Source organism: Nocardia sp. PLKS1-43, from assembly GCF_059510335.1.
The window spans coordinates 91,639-106,092 of record NZ_JCAJZQ010000015.1; the positions used below are offsets into that span (position 1 = coordinate 91,639).

General features: G+C 67.6%; 13 protein-coding genes. 3 read left to right on the forward strand and 10 right to left on the reverse strand.

Annotation, left to right across the window (positions count from 1 at the left end; all coding sequences use genetic code 11):
* Positions 1-77 precede the first annotated feature (77 nt).
* Entirely contained in the window at positions 78-977 is a 900-nt protein-coding gene (locus AC5WS7_RS35030; RefSeq protein ID WP_495958928.1) for a class I SAM-dependent methyltransferase, read from the forward strand.
* A gap of 10 nt (positions 978-987) precedes the next feature.
* Here the strand turns inward: AC5WS7_RS35030 and AC5WS7_RS35035 are convergent, their stop codons facing one another.
* The 4 genes from AC5WS7_RS35035 to AC5WS7_RS35050 all read right to left on the reverse strand — a co-directional run bounded on the left by AC5WS7_RS35035 (position 988) and on the right by AC5WS7_RS35050 (position 4,727).
* Positions 988-1,728 (reverse strand): hypothetical protein, encoded by a 741-nt coding sequence (locus AC5WS7_RS35035; RefSeq protein WP_495958929.1) that lies wholly within the window; start codon positions 1,726-1,728, stop codon positions 988-990.
* Positions 1,729-1,920: 192 nt separating this feature from the next.
* Complete coding sequence (locus AC5WS7_RS35040; protein ID WP_067892479.1) at positions 1,921-2,103, reverse strand: type II toxin-antitoxin system antitoxin; 183 nt, start codon at positions 2,101-2,103, stop codon at positions 1,921-1,923.
* The gene (locus AC5WS7_RS35045; RefSeq protein WP_495959025.1) at positions 2,103-3,041 is read right to left on the reverse strand and encodes an SPFH domain-containing protein; all 939 of its coding nucleotides are present in this window, start codon (positions 3,039-3,041) and stop codon (positions 2,103-2,105) included. Before AC5WS7_RS35045 ends, AC5WS7_RS35040 begins: the two co-directional genes overlap by 1 nt.
* A gap of 315 nt (positions 3,042-3,356) precedes the next feature.
* The gene (locus AC5WS7_RS35050; RefSeq protein ID WP_495958930.1) at positions 3,357-4,727 is read right to left on the reverse strand and encodes an FAD-binding oxidoreductase; all 1,371 of its coding nucleotides are present in this window, start codon (positions 4,725-4,727) and stop codon (positions 3,357-3,359) included.
* 70 nt (positions 4,728-4,797) lie between these two features.
* On the opposite strand from AC5WS7_RS35050, the gene AC5WS7_RS35055 reads away from it, so the two are divergent.
* Complete coding sequence (locus tag AC5WS7_RS35055) at positions 4,798-5,706, forward strand: LysR family transcriptional regulator (protein ID WP_495958931.1); 909 nt, start codon at positions 4,798-4,800, stop codon at positions 5,704-5,706.
* A 105-nt stretch (positions 5,707-5,811) separates the two neighbouring features.
* Here AC5WS7_RS35055 and AC5WS7_RS35060 read toward each other — a convergent pair whose 3' ends face one another.
* The 4 genes from AC5WS7_RS35060 to AC5WS7_RS35075 form a co-directional block, all read right to left on the reverse strand.
* Positions 5,812-6,564 carry an amino acid ABC transporter ATP-binding protein gene (locus AC5WS7_RS35060; protein WP_495959026.1) on the reverse strand — a complete coding sequence of 251 codons (753 nt, stop codon included), beginning with the start codon at positions 6,562-6,564 and terminating at the stop codon, positions 5,812-5,814.
* Between the two features lie 35 nt (positions 6,565-6,599).
* Positions 6,600-7,547, reverse strand: a complete 948-nt coding sequence (locus AC5WS7_RS35065; protein ID WP_495958932.1) for an amino acid ABC transporter permease — start codon at positions 7,545-7,547, stop codon at positions 6,600-6,602.
* A gap of 4 nt (positions 7,548-7,551) precedes the next feature.
* Complete coding sequence (locus tag AC5WS7_RS35070) at positions 7,552-8,460, reverse strand: ABC transporter substrate-binding protein (protein WP_495958933.1); 909 nt, start codon at positions 8,458-8,460, stop codon at positions 7,552-7,554.
* Positions 8,461-8,613: 153 nt separating this feature from the next.
* Positions 8,614-9,693, reverse strand: a complete 1,080-nt coding sequence (locus tag AC5WS7_RS35075; RefSeq protein ID WP_495958934.1) for an isocitrate/isopropylmalate dehydrogenase family protein — start codon at positions 9,691-9,693, stop codon at positions 8,614-8,616.
* A 395-nt stretch (positions 9,694-10,088) separates the two neighbouring features.
* Here AC5WS7_RS35075 and trxA point away from each other — a divergent pair, with 395 nt between their 5' ends.
* Positions 10,089-10,463, forward strand: a complete 375-nt coding sequence (trxA, locus tag AC5WS7_RS35080) for a thioredoxin (RefSeq protein ID WP_067892466.1) — start codon at positions 10,089-10,091, stop codon at positions 10,461-10,463.
* A gap of 66 nt (positions 10,464-10,529) precedes the next feature.
* On the opposite strand, the gene AC5WS7_RS35085 is transcribed toward trxA, so the two are convergent.
* Positions 10,530-10,964 (reverse strand): alpha-isopropylmalate synthase regulatory domain-containing protein, encoded by a 435-nt coding sequence (locus AC5WS7_RS35085; protein ID WP_495958935.1) that lies wholly within the window; start codon positions 10,962-10,964, stop codon positions 10,530-10,532.
* A gap of 675 nt (positions 10,965-11,639) precedes the next feature.
* Positions 11,640-14,375 carry a DNA polymerase I gene (polA, locus tag AC5WS7_RS35090; protein ID WP_495958936.1) on the reverse strand — a complete coding sequence of 912 codons (2,736 nt, stop codon included), beginning with the start codon at positions 14,373-14,375 and terminating at the stop codon, positions 11,640-11,642.
* Positions 14,376-14,454 lie beyond the last annotated feature (79 nt).

Consider the following 14,454-nt stretch of genomic DNA (forward strand, 5'->3'; position numbering starts at 1 on the left):
CTCGCGGGAAACAGCGTACGCGACGTGCGTTGTACCAAGCAAACAAGGGTCCCCCGGTATGTCGATACCCTTCCATCATGCCTCGAGACCGTCCCGATTTCTCGTCCGAAGCCCGCCACGCGCAGGCCACCGCCACGCTCGGCACCACCGGAGTGAGCCGCACCCGTGTCGATTCCGGCGCCAGCGCCCGCGCCAGCCGGGCCTGGTGGGACGCCGACGCGGCGCAGTATCACGACGAACATGCCGAGTTCCTCGGCGTCGACTCCCCCGAGGGCGAATTCGTCTGGTGCCCCGAGGGATTGCACGAGGGCGACTGGCATCTGCTCGGCGATATCGCCGGCAGGCGGATCCTGGAGGTCGGCTGCGGATCGGCCCCGTGCTCGCGGTGGCTGGCAGCGCACGGCGCGTATCCGGTCGGACTGGATCTCTCGCGCGGGATGCTCGAACGCGGTCTCGCCGCGATGGCGCGCGGCGGTCCGCGGGTGCCGCTGGTGCAGGCCGGGGCGGAGGAGTTGCCGTTCGCCGGCGAATCGTTCGATCTGGCGTGTTCGGCCTTCGGCGCGGTGCCCTTCGTCGCCGACAGCGCTCGCGTCATGCGCGAGGTGGCCCGAGTGTTGCGGCCCGGCGGGCGCTGGGTGTTCTCGGTGAATCATCCGATGCGCTGGATCTTTCCCGACGATCCCGGGCCGGACGGATTGCGCGCGACCATGCCGTATTTCGACCGCACCCCGTATGTCGAGGTCGATGACGAGGACAACCCGACCTACGTCGAACATCACCGCACCGTGGGCGATCGGGTGCGCGAGATCGTGGCGGCCGGGCTCGTCCTGGTCGATCTGATCGAGCCGGACTGGCCGGAGTGGCTCGACCGCGAATGGGGACAGTGGAGTCCGCTGCGCGGCGAAATATTCCCCGGCACAGCGATTTTCGTCACCGAGAAGCCGGGCCGCACGCGCACCTCACGTCCCCGGGGCTGAGCGCGGGCCCTTATGCCTTGGGGATCGGCATGGTCTCCGGGGAGGCCGGAGCCGACGCGATCGGCATCGCCTCGGTGGCGGCGCTCTCGCTCGACGAGTTGCTCGCGCTCGAACTCGCGCCGCTGCCCGTCCCGCCGGCACTCGCCTTCGCGCCGGCCGGGGCCGGGCCGGTGAACGGCGGCAGGGCGGCGTAGCGCGGGTCGATCTTGGCGGTGCGGCTGGCGTGCACGATCCAGGCGCGGGCGCGGGAGAGGGCATGACCGGGGAACATCGAGTCCCAGCGCATGTCGTCGGCGGCGTTGTAGGGCAGTTTGCCCCGGACGTCCGGCGCGTACGGGTGCGGCGGGAACATGTTCGGGAAGCCGACCTTGGGCACGACCGCAGCTTCGCGGGCGCCGGGCCGTCCATTCTCCGGACACATGATCTTCAGGATCGCGCTGCAGGTGGCCTTGGGCACCACGATGCCCGCGGTGAATCCGAGACCCGACTCGCGGTCCGGCAACGGGAACTTCTCCAGCCGCAACAGCGCAGGCTGACCGTTCACCGTGATGGAATGCGCCTCGAGCAGGCAGCCGAATTCGGCTTGCAGCTCGGTGAGCCGACGGCGCAGCGTGTCCTCGTCCTCGAGCGGTGCGGGCAGATCGGGCACCGCGTCGATGTACGTCAGCGTGATGATGTCGCGAGTCTTCGGATCCCCCCAGGTGTTCTGGTCGAGCTGTTGCAGTCCCCCGGTTTCGAACGAGATTGGCACGCGACCACGCTACCTATCCGTGATGTCCACGCATGTCCTGGGGCGTTTTGTGCTCAATACGTGACGTGTTGGTAACCAATCCTGGACAAAACCGACGTTTAGTTTGTTTCGACCCCGGGCAGGTGCCCTCACATGCCGCCGGGCCGTGGTTCGCGAACCACGGCCCGGCACTTTTCTCGCGGCGGCACCCGATCAATCCGAGCCCGGCGCGGCGCGCGGTTTGGGCGACCGGCCCGCCTGCTCGAGGGCCCTGCGCAGCGCGTACTCGATCTGGGCGTTCACGCTGCGCAGATCATCGGCCGCCCATTTGGCGATCGCCTCGTGGACGGCCGGATCCAGGCGCAGCAACACCTTCTTGGGCTCGCGCGCGACCATCAGGAGTACAGGGTCCCGGTGTTGACCACGGGTTGTGCGGCACGATCCCCGCACAACACCACCAGCAGGTTGGACACCATCGAGGCCTTGCGCTCCTCGTCGAGTTCGACCATGCCCTCGTCCGACAGCCGTTGCAGCGCCATGCCGACCATGCCCACCGCGCCGTCGACAATCCGGCTGCGGGCCGCGACCACCTGGCTGGCCTGCTGACGCACCAGCATCGCCTGGGCGATCTCCGGCGCGTAGGCCAGGTGGGTGATCCGGGCCTCGAGGATCTCGATGCCGGCCATCTCGGTGCGCTCGCGCAGCTCGACGGTCATCTCCTCGGCCACCTCGGTGCCGTTACGCAGGCTGGTGCGCGACTGATCAGCGGAAGCCACGGCGTCGGTCGCCTGGGTGACCGCCGCGGCCACCGCGTCGGGCGCGGCATCGTACGGGTGCGTGGTGGCCAGATGCCGGACCGCGGTCTCGGACTGGGTGCGCACGTACTCCTCGTAGTCGTCGACCGAGAAGGCCGCCTTGAAGCTGTCCACCACGCGGTAGACCACCACGGCCGCGATCTCGACCGGATTGCCGTCCGAATCGTTGACCTTCAGCTTCTGGGTCTCGAAGTTGCGCACCCGCAACGAGATTCGCCGTTTGGTCGTCAGCGGGACCACCCAGAAGAAGCCGGCGTCGCTGACCGAGCCGATGTACTTGCCGAAGAACTGCAGCACCTTGGCCTCGTTCGGCCCGACGGTGGTCAGCCCGGTCAGCGCGAGCACCGCCACCCCCAGCACCACGTACCCGACCACCGCTCCGGCACCCGCACCGGCCCCGTGCCCGTTCGCCGCCGACCCCGATGCCGCGATTCCGCCGATCAGCCCGGCCGCGCCGATGACCAGCAGCAATACGAGCATCAAGAACCCGTTGACCCGAAAGGCCCGCCGCAACTCCATGACATCCTCCCAATATTGAAGTGATATCACGACAATAGCTTTCTGATGTCTCGGGTGTCCAGTGGCCGCATGCCCCGAATCACCGGGGCGCCACCGCGGGCCGGACGCCACCGCGGCCGCCGCGGAGCGCGACCACGCCCCGCAGGTTTCATCCCCATCGGCGCACTCGGCACCGAACGCACCCGCGCACCGCGAGCGCGGTCGGTCGGCCACGGCCGATCGCGAACCGCCGGACGAGGCCGCCGGGTGCGTGCGGCGGCGCGGATTCCGCGCGACGTCCCACACCCGGACGGATCGCGAGCGAGCCCGGCCGGATCACGAACGGGCCGGGCGGATATTGCGGTTGAAGCGGAACAGGTTCGCCGGGTCGAGATCGGATTTGAGAGCGGCAAGCCGCGAATAGGTGGCCGGGGAATAACCGGTGCGGGTCTGGGCTTCACCGGCCCGCTCGCCGGCACCGTAGAGGAAGGTGGGGATATTGCCGATCGTCCAGGGGGACAACGCTTTCGCGATCAGGTCGTGGTGGTCGCCGACCGCTGTACCGGCTCCTTCCGGCCCGGTGATGAACCGGGCGAGGTACTCCGCGTCGCGGTGATCGACCGCGACGTTCGCCGGGCCCGGACGACGCAGCGCACCGCCGAGATGGCGGATATTGGCGACCACCGGCTCCGGACCGTCCGGGCCGGTGACGTCCAGGAACGCCTGTGCCGCATCGGCGGTCAACTCGGGCAACAAGGCGTTGGTCGCGGTGTAGGCGTGCGGGAAGGGCGGGTCGCTGTAGATCGTGTGGGTGTCCGCATAGGGCATCACCCGCAGGTCGTCGGTCAGGCGGGGCCCGATCGCGCGCAGCGGCGCGACGAGCCGTTCGCCATCGCGTCCCGAACCGGTGTACGCGATGCTGACCGTGGCGATGTACCTGCCGCGCAACGGTTCCGGGATCATCGGCAGGTCCGGCATGGTCATCATCGTGATCGCCGAGGTCATCTCCTCGGGCACGTCCCAGGTCCACTGCCGCCACGCCTCGAGGGCCGGTTCCACGAGTCCGGTGTCGAAGATCAGCCGGCCACCGTAGACGGCCTCGATCGGAAGGAGTTCGATCTCGAGTGCGGTCACCACACCGAAATTGCCGCCGGTGCCCAGCACCGCGCCGAACAGGTCGTCACCGGGGGTGAGACGGCGCAATCGCCCGTCTGCGGTCACCAGCTCGATCGCGCGGACATGGTCGGCGGCGTAGCCGAAGGTCCGGGCCAGGATGCCGAGACCGCCGCCGAGATGATAGCCCACCACCCCGACACTCGGTGACGAGCCGTTCAACGGCGCGAGTCCGTGCGGCACGGCCGCCTCGATCAGCGCCTCGGCCCGCACCCCCGCGCCCACCCGGGCGGTGCGGGCGTCCGGGTCGACGGTGATCTCCCGCATTCGCCGGGTACTGATCAGCACGCCGCCGTCGGCGGCCACCGACAGTCCGTGCCCGGTCGCCTGTACCGCGACCGGAAGCCGGTGCCGCGCAGCGTATTCCACCGCGCTGCGGACATCCTCGGCATGCAGTGCGCCGACGACCAGCGCGGGCCGGTGGGTGTAGGCGGTCTGGAACCCCGCGACCTCCTGGTCGTATCCGGGTGCGCCCGGCTGGAACAGCGGGCCGGTGACTTCGGGAAGTTCGGAAAGCGAGCGCGTAGTGGTCATATTTCGAATCTGCCGGTTCGCGAACCAGAAGTACAACAGATAGATTTTCTTGCCGCTATAATTTCTGCTTATGGAACTGCGGCAGCTGCGCTACTTCGTGACCGTGGTCGAGGAGGCCAATTTCACCCGCGCCGCGGCCCGCCTGCATCTGACCCAGCCCGGCCTGTCCGCCCAGATCCGGCAGCTGGAGAAGGAGGTGGGCCAGCCGCTTTTGGACCGCTCCGGCCGATCGGTCACCCCGACCGCGACCGGCGCCGCCGTGCTGCCGCACGCCCGCGCGGCATTACAAGCGGCACAGCAGATTTCGCACACCGTGGACGAATTCACCGGTCTGCTGCGCGGCCATGTCCGGATCGGCCTCATCTCCGGCGCCGCGCTCGGCGAGGTGGATATCGCCGCGGTGCTCACGACCTTCCACCGCGATCATCCGCGGGTCGGGATCACCCTGACCGAGGACACCTCCGACCGGATGCTCGCCGCCGTGGTGCGCGGCGATCTCGATATCGCGCTGGTCGCGTTGACCGGGGCGGAACCGGATCCCGGCCTGGGTGTGGACATCGTGCTCGACACCCGCGTCAACGCCGCCGTCGCGGCCGACGACCGGGAGTTCGGCGCTCGGACAACACTGGCGGACCTGCGCGACCACCCGCTGATCTGCCTCTCGCGCGGCACCGGAATCCGCGGCCTGCTCGAACACGCCTGCGCCGAAGCGGGTTTCGAACCGCGTGTCGAATTCGAGGCGGCCGCACCACCGTTGCTGATCCGCCTCGCCGCCGGTGGCCTCGGCGTGGCCGTCGTGCCGGACCTGTCCCCGGCGCAGGCGGCGGCGCAGGGCGTCCGCATGGTCGAGATCGAACCCGAACTACGCGGCCGCCTCGCCCTCACCTGGCGGGCCGACCGCCCTGCCGCACCCGCCGCGAAAGTGCTTCTCGGGCAGCTTCGTATCGCACTCGCGACCCCTGTGCCACACGCCCGCTGAATCCGCGCTCGCGCCGCCGCCCGCCTCGGGCGGATGCACGAAAGTTGCTGTGCTCCATATATTTCGGCGACTTCTCGGCAGGGAGCAGCCGGATATCGTGCCGCGCTAGAGAATTCGGGACAGGAACGTCTTCGTGCGCTCATGCTGCGGATCGGAGAGCACCTTGCGCGGCTCGCCCGACTCCACGACGACGCCGCCGTCCATGAAAACCAGCTGATCGGCGACCTCGCGGGCGAACCCCATCTCATGGGTGACCACCACCATGGTCATCCCCGACGCGGCCAGCTCGCGCATCACGCCGAGCACCTCGCCGACCAGTTCGGGATCCAGCGCCGAGGTCGGCTCGTCGAACAGCATCAGCTTGGGGTCCATCGCCAACGCCCGCGCGATCGCGACCCGTTGCTGCTGACCGCCGGACAGCTGGGCCGGATAACTATCGGCCTTGTCCGCCAATCCGACCCGGTCCAGCAACTCCTTCGCGCGGCTGACCGCCTCGGCCTTGCGGATCCTCTTCACCTGGGTGGGCGCCTCGATGACGTTCTCCAGCGCCGTACGGTGCGGGAACAGGTTGAAGTGCTGGAACACCATGCCGATATCGCGGCGCTGGCGCGCGGCCTCGCGCGGATGCAGCTCGTAGAGCCGCCCGCCCTTCTCCCGGTACCCGACCAGATCGCCGTCGACGTAGAGCCGGCCGGCATTGACCTGTTCGAGGTGGTTGATACAGCGCAGGAAGGTCGACTTGCCCGATCCGGACGGACCGATCAGGCATGCCACCTCACCGCGCGCCACCTCCAGCGAGATGCCCTTGAGTACCCGCAGGGTGCCGAAGTTCTTGCACACCTGCTGGGCGCTGATCATCGCCGCGCTCGGTGCGGAATCGGTTGCGGCGAGGGTCATTTGCCCACCTCCGTCAGAGCGGTCGACTCGGCCATGGCGCGCAACTGACGCGCGGTCAGCCGCCGGGTCACACCGCGCGAGTAGTACCGCTCGAGGTAGTACTGGCCGATCATCAGCATACTGGTGATCGCCAGATACCAGGTCGCGGCCACCAGTAGCAGCGGCACCGGCCGGAAGTTCACGCTCGAGATGTCGTGCGCGCGGCCGTACAGATCGGTGGTCAGCGGAATGGCCGTCACCAGCGACGTGGTCTTGAGCATGCTGATCAGCTCGTTGCCCGTCGGGGGAATGATCACTCGCATCGCCTGCGGCAGCACGGTGCGCCACATCGTCCGCGACCACGACATACCCAGCGCGTAGGAGGCCTCCCGTTGCCCCTCGTCGACGGAATTGATTCCGGCGCGGACGATTTCGGCCATATACGCCGACTCGTTGAGGCCGAGGCCGATCATCGCGAACAGGAAGGGAGCCTGCCACTGCTGCACGTTCCAGTGCGTGAAATGCGGTCCGCCGAACGGGATTCCGAGCTCGATCACCTTGTACAGCGACGGGAACAGACCCCAGAAGAGCAATTGCACGTAGACCGGGGTCCCGCGGAAGACCCACAGGTACCCCCACGACACCGAGCGCAGCACGGGATTCGGCGACAACCGCATCACCGCCAGGGTGACGCCAAGCACGACGCCGATCACCATCGCGAGCACGGTCAGTTCGAGCGTGACCAGCGCGCCCTCGGCGATCCGCACGTCGAAAAGGTAGTCGCGGTAGGTGCTCCACTGGTAGCCGTCGTTGGTTGCCGCACCGTAGACGAACAGCGCCAGCAGGATCCCGATGACGATCGCGGCCACCCACCGGCCCGGCCGGCGCAGCGGTACCGCCTTGATCGGTGCGGGCTCGGCGGGTGCACCGGTGGCGCCCGCGTTGTCGGGGGCCGGTGAACTCATCGAATCAGCCCTTGGCCCCGTTGATTACCGACTTGGTGATCGCACCCTGCTCGACGCCCCAGTTCTGGGAGATCTTGTGATAGTCGCCGGAATCCATCAGATGCTGCACCGCGGCCTGCAGGACCGGGCCCAGCGGCGATCCCTTGGCCACCGGCCAGCCGTACGGGGCGGAAGAGAAGATCGGACCGTCGGTCTCGAGCTTGTCCTTGTTCTGCTTGACCGCGTAGGCGGTCACCGGCGAATCCGCCGAGAAGGCATCGACCTGGCCCAGCACCAGCGCATTCGCCGCGGCGGCCTGATCGTCGAAGGCCACGATATCGATCTTCGGCTTACCCGCGTCGGTGCACGCCTTACTCTTGGCCGGGAGTTCGTCGGTCTGCTGCACGGTCGTGCGCTCGACCGCGACCTTCTTACCGCAGGCGTTGTTCGGGTCGATGGACGCGCCCTTCTGCTTGGCCCACTGGCTGCCCGCGGAGAAGTAGTCGACGAAATCGACCGACTTCTCGCGGTCGGTGTTGTCGGTGAACGAAGACATGCCCAGGTCGTATGTGCCCGCCTGAATGCTGGGGATGATCTTCTCGAAATCCGCCTGCTGATAATCCGCCGTCAGGCCCAGAGTGGTGGCCACCGCGTCCATCAGGTCCACGTCGAAACCGACGATCTTGCCCGAGGACGGATCACGGAACTCGTTGGGCGAGTACGGGATATTGACCCCGACCACGAGCTTGCCTGCCTGTTTGACCTTCTCCGGCACCTGCGCCGCCAGCGCATCCACCTTGCTGACCTGCACCTTCGCCACCGCCGGGGTGGTGCTCTCGGTGTTCTTGGTACAGCCCGTCAGCAGCAACGCGCCACCGGCGACAACACATGCGGCTCGCAGAACGTACCCGCGAGCTCCGAATCGAACAGACACAGCAGCCCTCCATGTTTGGGTGAGCGACAATTTCGACGCTGTCGCCCGCCGTTCGAAATGTATGCGATTCGGACCGACTGTGCCGGTCGGTTACCGAAGGTTAATGCTCGCCGGGTGCGGCGAGCGCCCATACACGCCGAGTCCGGAACCCTATCACCAGCGATGCACACGCGCGCGGACCTGCTCGGTGAACTCGCTGGTCGAGGCGAGCCCACCCAGATCGGCCGTGGCGATACCGGCCTCGAAGGCCGCGGCCACGGCGCGTTCGATACGTTCGCCCGCCTGTGTCAGCGTCGGCTCCGCGCGATGAGATCCCAACCAGCGCAACAGCATTGCCGTGGACAGTTGCAGTGCGGCCGGATTCGCGCGGTTGTGCCCGGCGAGCACCGGCGCCGCACCGTGGACGGCCTGAGCCATCGCCTGGCTGCGTGAGCAGTTCAGCGCGGCGGCGGTTCCGAGCGATGCGCCGAGTTCGGCGGCCAGATCGGACAGGATGTCGCCGAACAGATTCTCGGTGACCAGCACGTCGTAATCCCCCGGCGCGCGCACCAGGTGAGCGGCCGCCGCATCGACGTGCTCGTCGTCCACCCGCAGGCCCGGATAGCCCGCGGCCACCTCGTAACAGACGTCACGGAACAGGCCCATCGTCATCGGCAGCACATTGGCCTTGTGCACGATGGTCAGATGCTTGCGCCGGGCCGACGCCAGCGCACAGGCCTCGTGCGCGATCCGCACACAGGCGTCACGGGTGACCACCCCGACCGACATCGCCACATCGGGCGTCGGCCGGAACTCACCCGAACCGGCGAACATATTGCGATCAGCGTAGAAACCCTCGCTGTTCTCCCGCACTATGACCAGATCGGTCTCCGGCGCGATCGCGCGCACACCGCGGAACGCCCGCGCGGGGCGGATGTTCGCGAACAGGTCGAACCGCTTGCGGATCGCTCCGCCGGGAGGTGCGAGTGTGCGGAATTCCGGTGGGTAGGAAGCGTTGTCGTGCGGACCGAGAATCCACCCGTCCAATTCGGCCAGCGCGTTGAGCGTCACCAACGGCAGTGGATCGTTGAACTCATCGATCGCACGCAGGCCCATCGGCAGCCGCACCCATTCCGCCGCCGGCGCGCCCGCCGCCCGCAACGCCTCGTCGGCCACCTCCCGAGCGGCGCTCACCACCTCCGGCCCGATGCCGTCCCCGTCGATCAACCCCAGCCGAATCGTCTCCGAAGTCATCACCCCATCCTCGACGCGCGCCCCGGCCCACGCGCATCCGGGTCGGTCCTGACTTCGGCCGGACAGCCCCGGCAAGCGACGGTCCGCAAGCCCCCACCCCGCTGGTCGGCCCGCACCAACCGGGCCCACCCGCGCTAGCGTGTACCAGCGGTGCCCGCCGCACCGCGATGATTGATCTCGCAAGCACATGGGTATTTTCCCGGGAACGCCCGGCCGAGACCCACGCCACGTAGAAATCCCGGAGAGGCGCAAGGAGTAGTTTCCGGGAACGTCCACAACCCGACTGCCGGCCCGAGGCGCCCGACGACACGCTGCCGCCGCGGGGCGGCGGGGAGTGCGGAAGATCAGCGCAGTGTCCCGTGTTGTACACAGCGTTACCAACAGGAGAGGACCCCATGGCCACCCAGACCTTGACCGCTCAGAATTTCGATGAGGTCGTCACCGGAAACGACGTCGTGCTCGTCGATTTCTGGGCCGACTGGTGCGGACCGTGTAAGCAGTTCGCGCCGACCTACGACAAGTCCTCGGACAAGCACCCCGATGTGATCCACGGCAAGGTCGACACCGAGGCCGAGCAGAGCCTGGCCGCCGCGGCCAACATCCGCTCGATCCCGACGATCATGGCTTTCCGTGAGGGTGTGCTGGTATTCGCCCAGCCCGGCGCATTGCCGCCGGACGCCCTCGAGGACCTGGTCACCCAGGTGAAGGCACTCGATATGGACGACGTCCGCAAGCAGATCGCCGAGCAGTCCGCGGAACAGGGCGAGTGAGACTCGACCCTGCCGCACGACTCGCCCCCGCCGCGTCGTTCGCGGCGGGGGCGAGTCGTGCCGGTATCAGTTGGCGAACGAGTTGATACCCGAAAGTATCGCTCGCACAGAGGATTCCGCGCCGTCGCCGGCGACGGCGGCACCCCAGCCGCGGCGGCCGTTGCACTCGCACCGGACGAAAGTCGCTATGCCGGAAGCGGTTTGGCGCTGGTGGAACTGCAGGATCTCGACCGGATAGCCCTCGTCGTAGAGGGCCGAGGTGATCGCGGCCACTGGGTTGCCCGCGGACACGACGGTCCGCAGATGTCCGTTGAATTCGAGTGTGGCGGTGTAGGTTGCCGAGGCATGTCGCTGCCCGGCGGGTGTCCAGTCGCCGAGCTTGACCGGGCCCGCGAGATCGCAGTACCGCTGGTGGAACTCGGCGGGGGTCAGACCGTCGCTCTCGGCCCGCAGGGCGCGCGGGGCGGCGGTGATGAAGGCAGTATCGATGGTCAGTGTCATGTGACTAGGTCTTCCCGAGGCTTGTCGTGTCCGATTGACAGAGGGGACCAGCGCAGTGAAGGTTCTACGGCCGCAGCGAGGGGCCGGTCCGAATCAGACCCCGCTACGGCGGAGAACTACGAGAAGTCGCCCAGTAGCCACCGCGGTCAGCGGCATTAGCGCCGCACGGTCGCGGTCGGCGACATTGCGAACGGCGCTGTGGCTAGCGGCGGGATTCGGCACGGTTAGAGAATATGGACTGTCACCGCCGATAGCAACCACCTAGGCGCGGAACCGATGGGTAACTTCGTCACAATCGTCCGTAAACGGCGCACCAACGGCCGACGACACCTCCAGCAACCCGCCCGGTATACGGCAACCAGTGATAAAGCCGCCGGTGCGGCACAATGGCAATCATCAGGCAATCGCGGCGGAATATCCCTTTCGGCCGGGTTTTCAGCCCCCCGGTCCGGCCGTGCGGCACAGCTCTGCGACGCCGCCGGACGGCGTTCTCAGCCTTCTCGAAGGTCGCTATCATCCGGCCGTAAGGCGGGCAGCGCACGATTGATCGCATACCGGCCAACCGGGCCGGGCCGGCGGCCCGACCGGATTCGGCGCTCCGCCGGGCCGACAGACTCCGTGGCCGCCGGGCGTCCCCCTCATCCGACCGGCGGCCACGGTTTTTCTTTCCGGCTGCTAATGCGCGGCGGCATCCCAGCTGTGGCCGACTCCCACCGATACCTCGAGCGGCACCGACAGTACGATGGCATTCGACATATGTTCGCGCGCAAGGGCTTCCAGCTGTTCGCGCTCGCCCGGGGCGACCTCGAAGAGCAGTTCGTCGTGGATTTGCAGCAGGGTCCGTGAGGCGAGCCCGGCCTCCTGCACCGCGTGCTGCACGTTGATCATGGCCACCTTGATGATGTCGGCCGCGGTGCCCTGGATGGGCGCGTTGAGGGCCATCCGCTCGGCGGCCTCGCGACGCTGGCGATTGCTCGAGTCCAGATCGGGCAGATAGCGACGCCGGCCGAACAGCGTCTCGGTGTATCCGACCTTGCGGGCCTGCTCCACCGCCTCGTGCAGATAGTCGCGAATCGCGCCGAACCGGGAGAAGTAGACCTCCATCTGGGCCTTGGCCTCCTCCGCGCTGATCTTGAGCTGCTGGGACAACCCGTAGGCGGACAAGCCGTACGCAAGGCCGTAGGACATCGCCTTGATCCGGCGGCGCAGCTCCGGGTTCACCTCGGTGATCGGGATGTCGAATGCCTTGGAGGCGACGAAACTGTGCAGGTCCTCCCCCGAGTTGAACGCCTCGATCAAGCCCTCGTCCTTGGACAGGTGCGCCATGATCCGCATCTCGATCTGGCTGTAGTCCGCGGTCATGAGCGATTCGCAACCGGGTCCGACGACGAATGTGTCGCGGATGCGCCGGCCGGTGTCGGTCCGGATCGGGATGTTCTGCAGATTGGGCTCGGTCGAGGACAACCGGCCGGTCGCCGCGATGGTCTGGTTGAACGTGGTGTGGATGCGGCCGTCGTCGGCGACCGATTTGAGCAGGCCGTCGACCGTCACCTTCAGCCGGGTCGCGTCGCGGTGCGCGAGCAGATGCTCCAGGAACGGGTGCTGGGTCTTCTCGAACAGCGACTCGAGCGCGTCGGCATCGGTCGTGTATCCGGTCTTGGTGCGCTTGGTCTTGGGCATCTCGAGTTCGTCGAACAGCACCACCTGCAACTGCTTGGGCGAGCCGAGATTGATCTGCTTGCCGATCACCCCGTAGGCCGCGCTCGCGGCGTCGGCGACGCGATCGGCGAATTCGGATTGCAGCTGTTCGAGCTCGGCCATGTCGACGGCGATACCCGCATCCTCCAACTCGGCCAGCACCTCGAGCAGCGGCAACTCCATATCGGTGAGCAGACTGGTGGACTCGATGCGCTCGAGCTCGATCTCCAGGGCATCGGCCAGATCGGCCACCGCGCGGGCGCGCAGCATCTCGCTCTGTGCCAGCTCGGCGTCGACCGAGCCCTCCTCGTCCAGCAGGGACAGCTGCGGCTGCGCATCCGTTTCGACCCGCAACTCACGCGAGAGGTAGCGCAGGGACAGGTCGTCCAGATTGAACGTGCGCTGACCGGGCCGAACCAGATAGGCGGCCAGCGCCGTATCGCTGGCAAGGCCGGCCAGACGCCAACCCCGCCCGCGCAACGCGTGCAACGCCGCCTTGGCCTCGTGCACGGCCTTGGGAATCTTCGGATCGGCCAGCCACGCACCCAGCGCGGCCTCGTCCTCGGGGGTCAGCGCCACCGCATCGAAATACGCGCCCTCACCGTCAGCCGCCCAGATCGCGATCGCGGTGACCTCACCGTTCACCGGGGTTCCGCTGCCGACAACCGAAATGCCATGACGCACACCGGCTTTGGCATGCTCGGCCAACCAGTCCGCGGCGCCGCCCGGCTCGATGGCCCCGCCGCTGATCTCGAATCCGCCCTCTGCCTCGGGCTCGGGCGCGGCCAGGGTGTCGAACAGCCGATCGCGCAGCACCCGGAATTCCAGATCGTCGAAGAGCCGGTGGATCCTGTCCCGGTCCCACGGCTGCTGAGCCAGCTGGTCGGGGGTGTACGGCAGCGCGACGTCCTTGACCATCTCGGTGAGCTGACGGTTGAGCACGACATTGGAAAGGTTGGCGCGCAACGCGTCACCCACCTTGCCCTTCACCTGGTCGACGCGGTCGACCAGGGTGGCCAGATCGCCGTACTCGCGCACCCACTTGGCGGCGGTCTTCTCGCCCACGCCCGGGATACCGGGCAGATTGTCGCTCGGGTCGCCGCGCAGCGCCGCGAAGTCCGGATACTGGGCCGGGGTCAGACCGTATTTCTCCTGCACCGCCTCGGGGGTGAACCGGGTGAGTTCGGAGACGCCCTTCTTCGGGTACAGGACCGTGACATCGTCGTTCACCAGCTGCAGCGAATCCCGGTCACCGGTGACGATCAGCACCCGGAAACCCTGCGGGACGGCCTGGGTAGTCAGGGTGGCGATCACATCGTCGGCCTCGTAACCATCGATCGCCAGCACCGGAATGCCCAGCGCGCCCAGCACCTCCTGGGTGATCTCCACCTGCCCGCGGAACTCGTCGGGCGTCTGGGAGCGATTGGCCTTGTACTCCGGATACGCCTCGGTGCGGAAGGTCTTGCGGCTGACATCGAACGCGGCGGCGATGTGGGTGGGCTTCTCGTCGCGCAACAGGTTGATGAGCATGGCGGTGAACCCGTACACCGCGTTGGTGGTCTGCCCGGTGACCGTCTTGAAATTGTCCGCGGGCAGCGCGAAGAACGCGCGATAGGCCAGCGAGTGCCCGTCCAGCAACAACAGGGTCGGCCGCTCGCCGTCGGTGGCTGCGGGCACGGTGCTCGGGCGCTGATCGCTGGTGGCTGAAGTCACGGCACAGAGTCTAAGGACCGGCACCGACAAGTGCTGCACTGCATCTTCTGCCTCGGCTTCGCACCGATGATTCGAACAG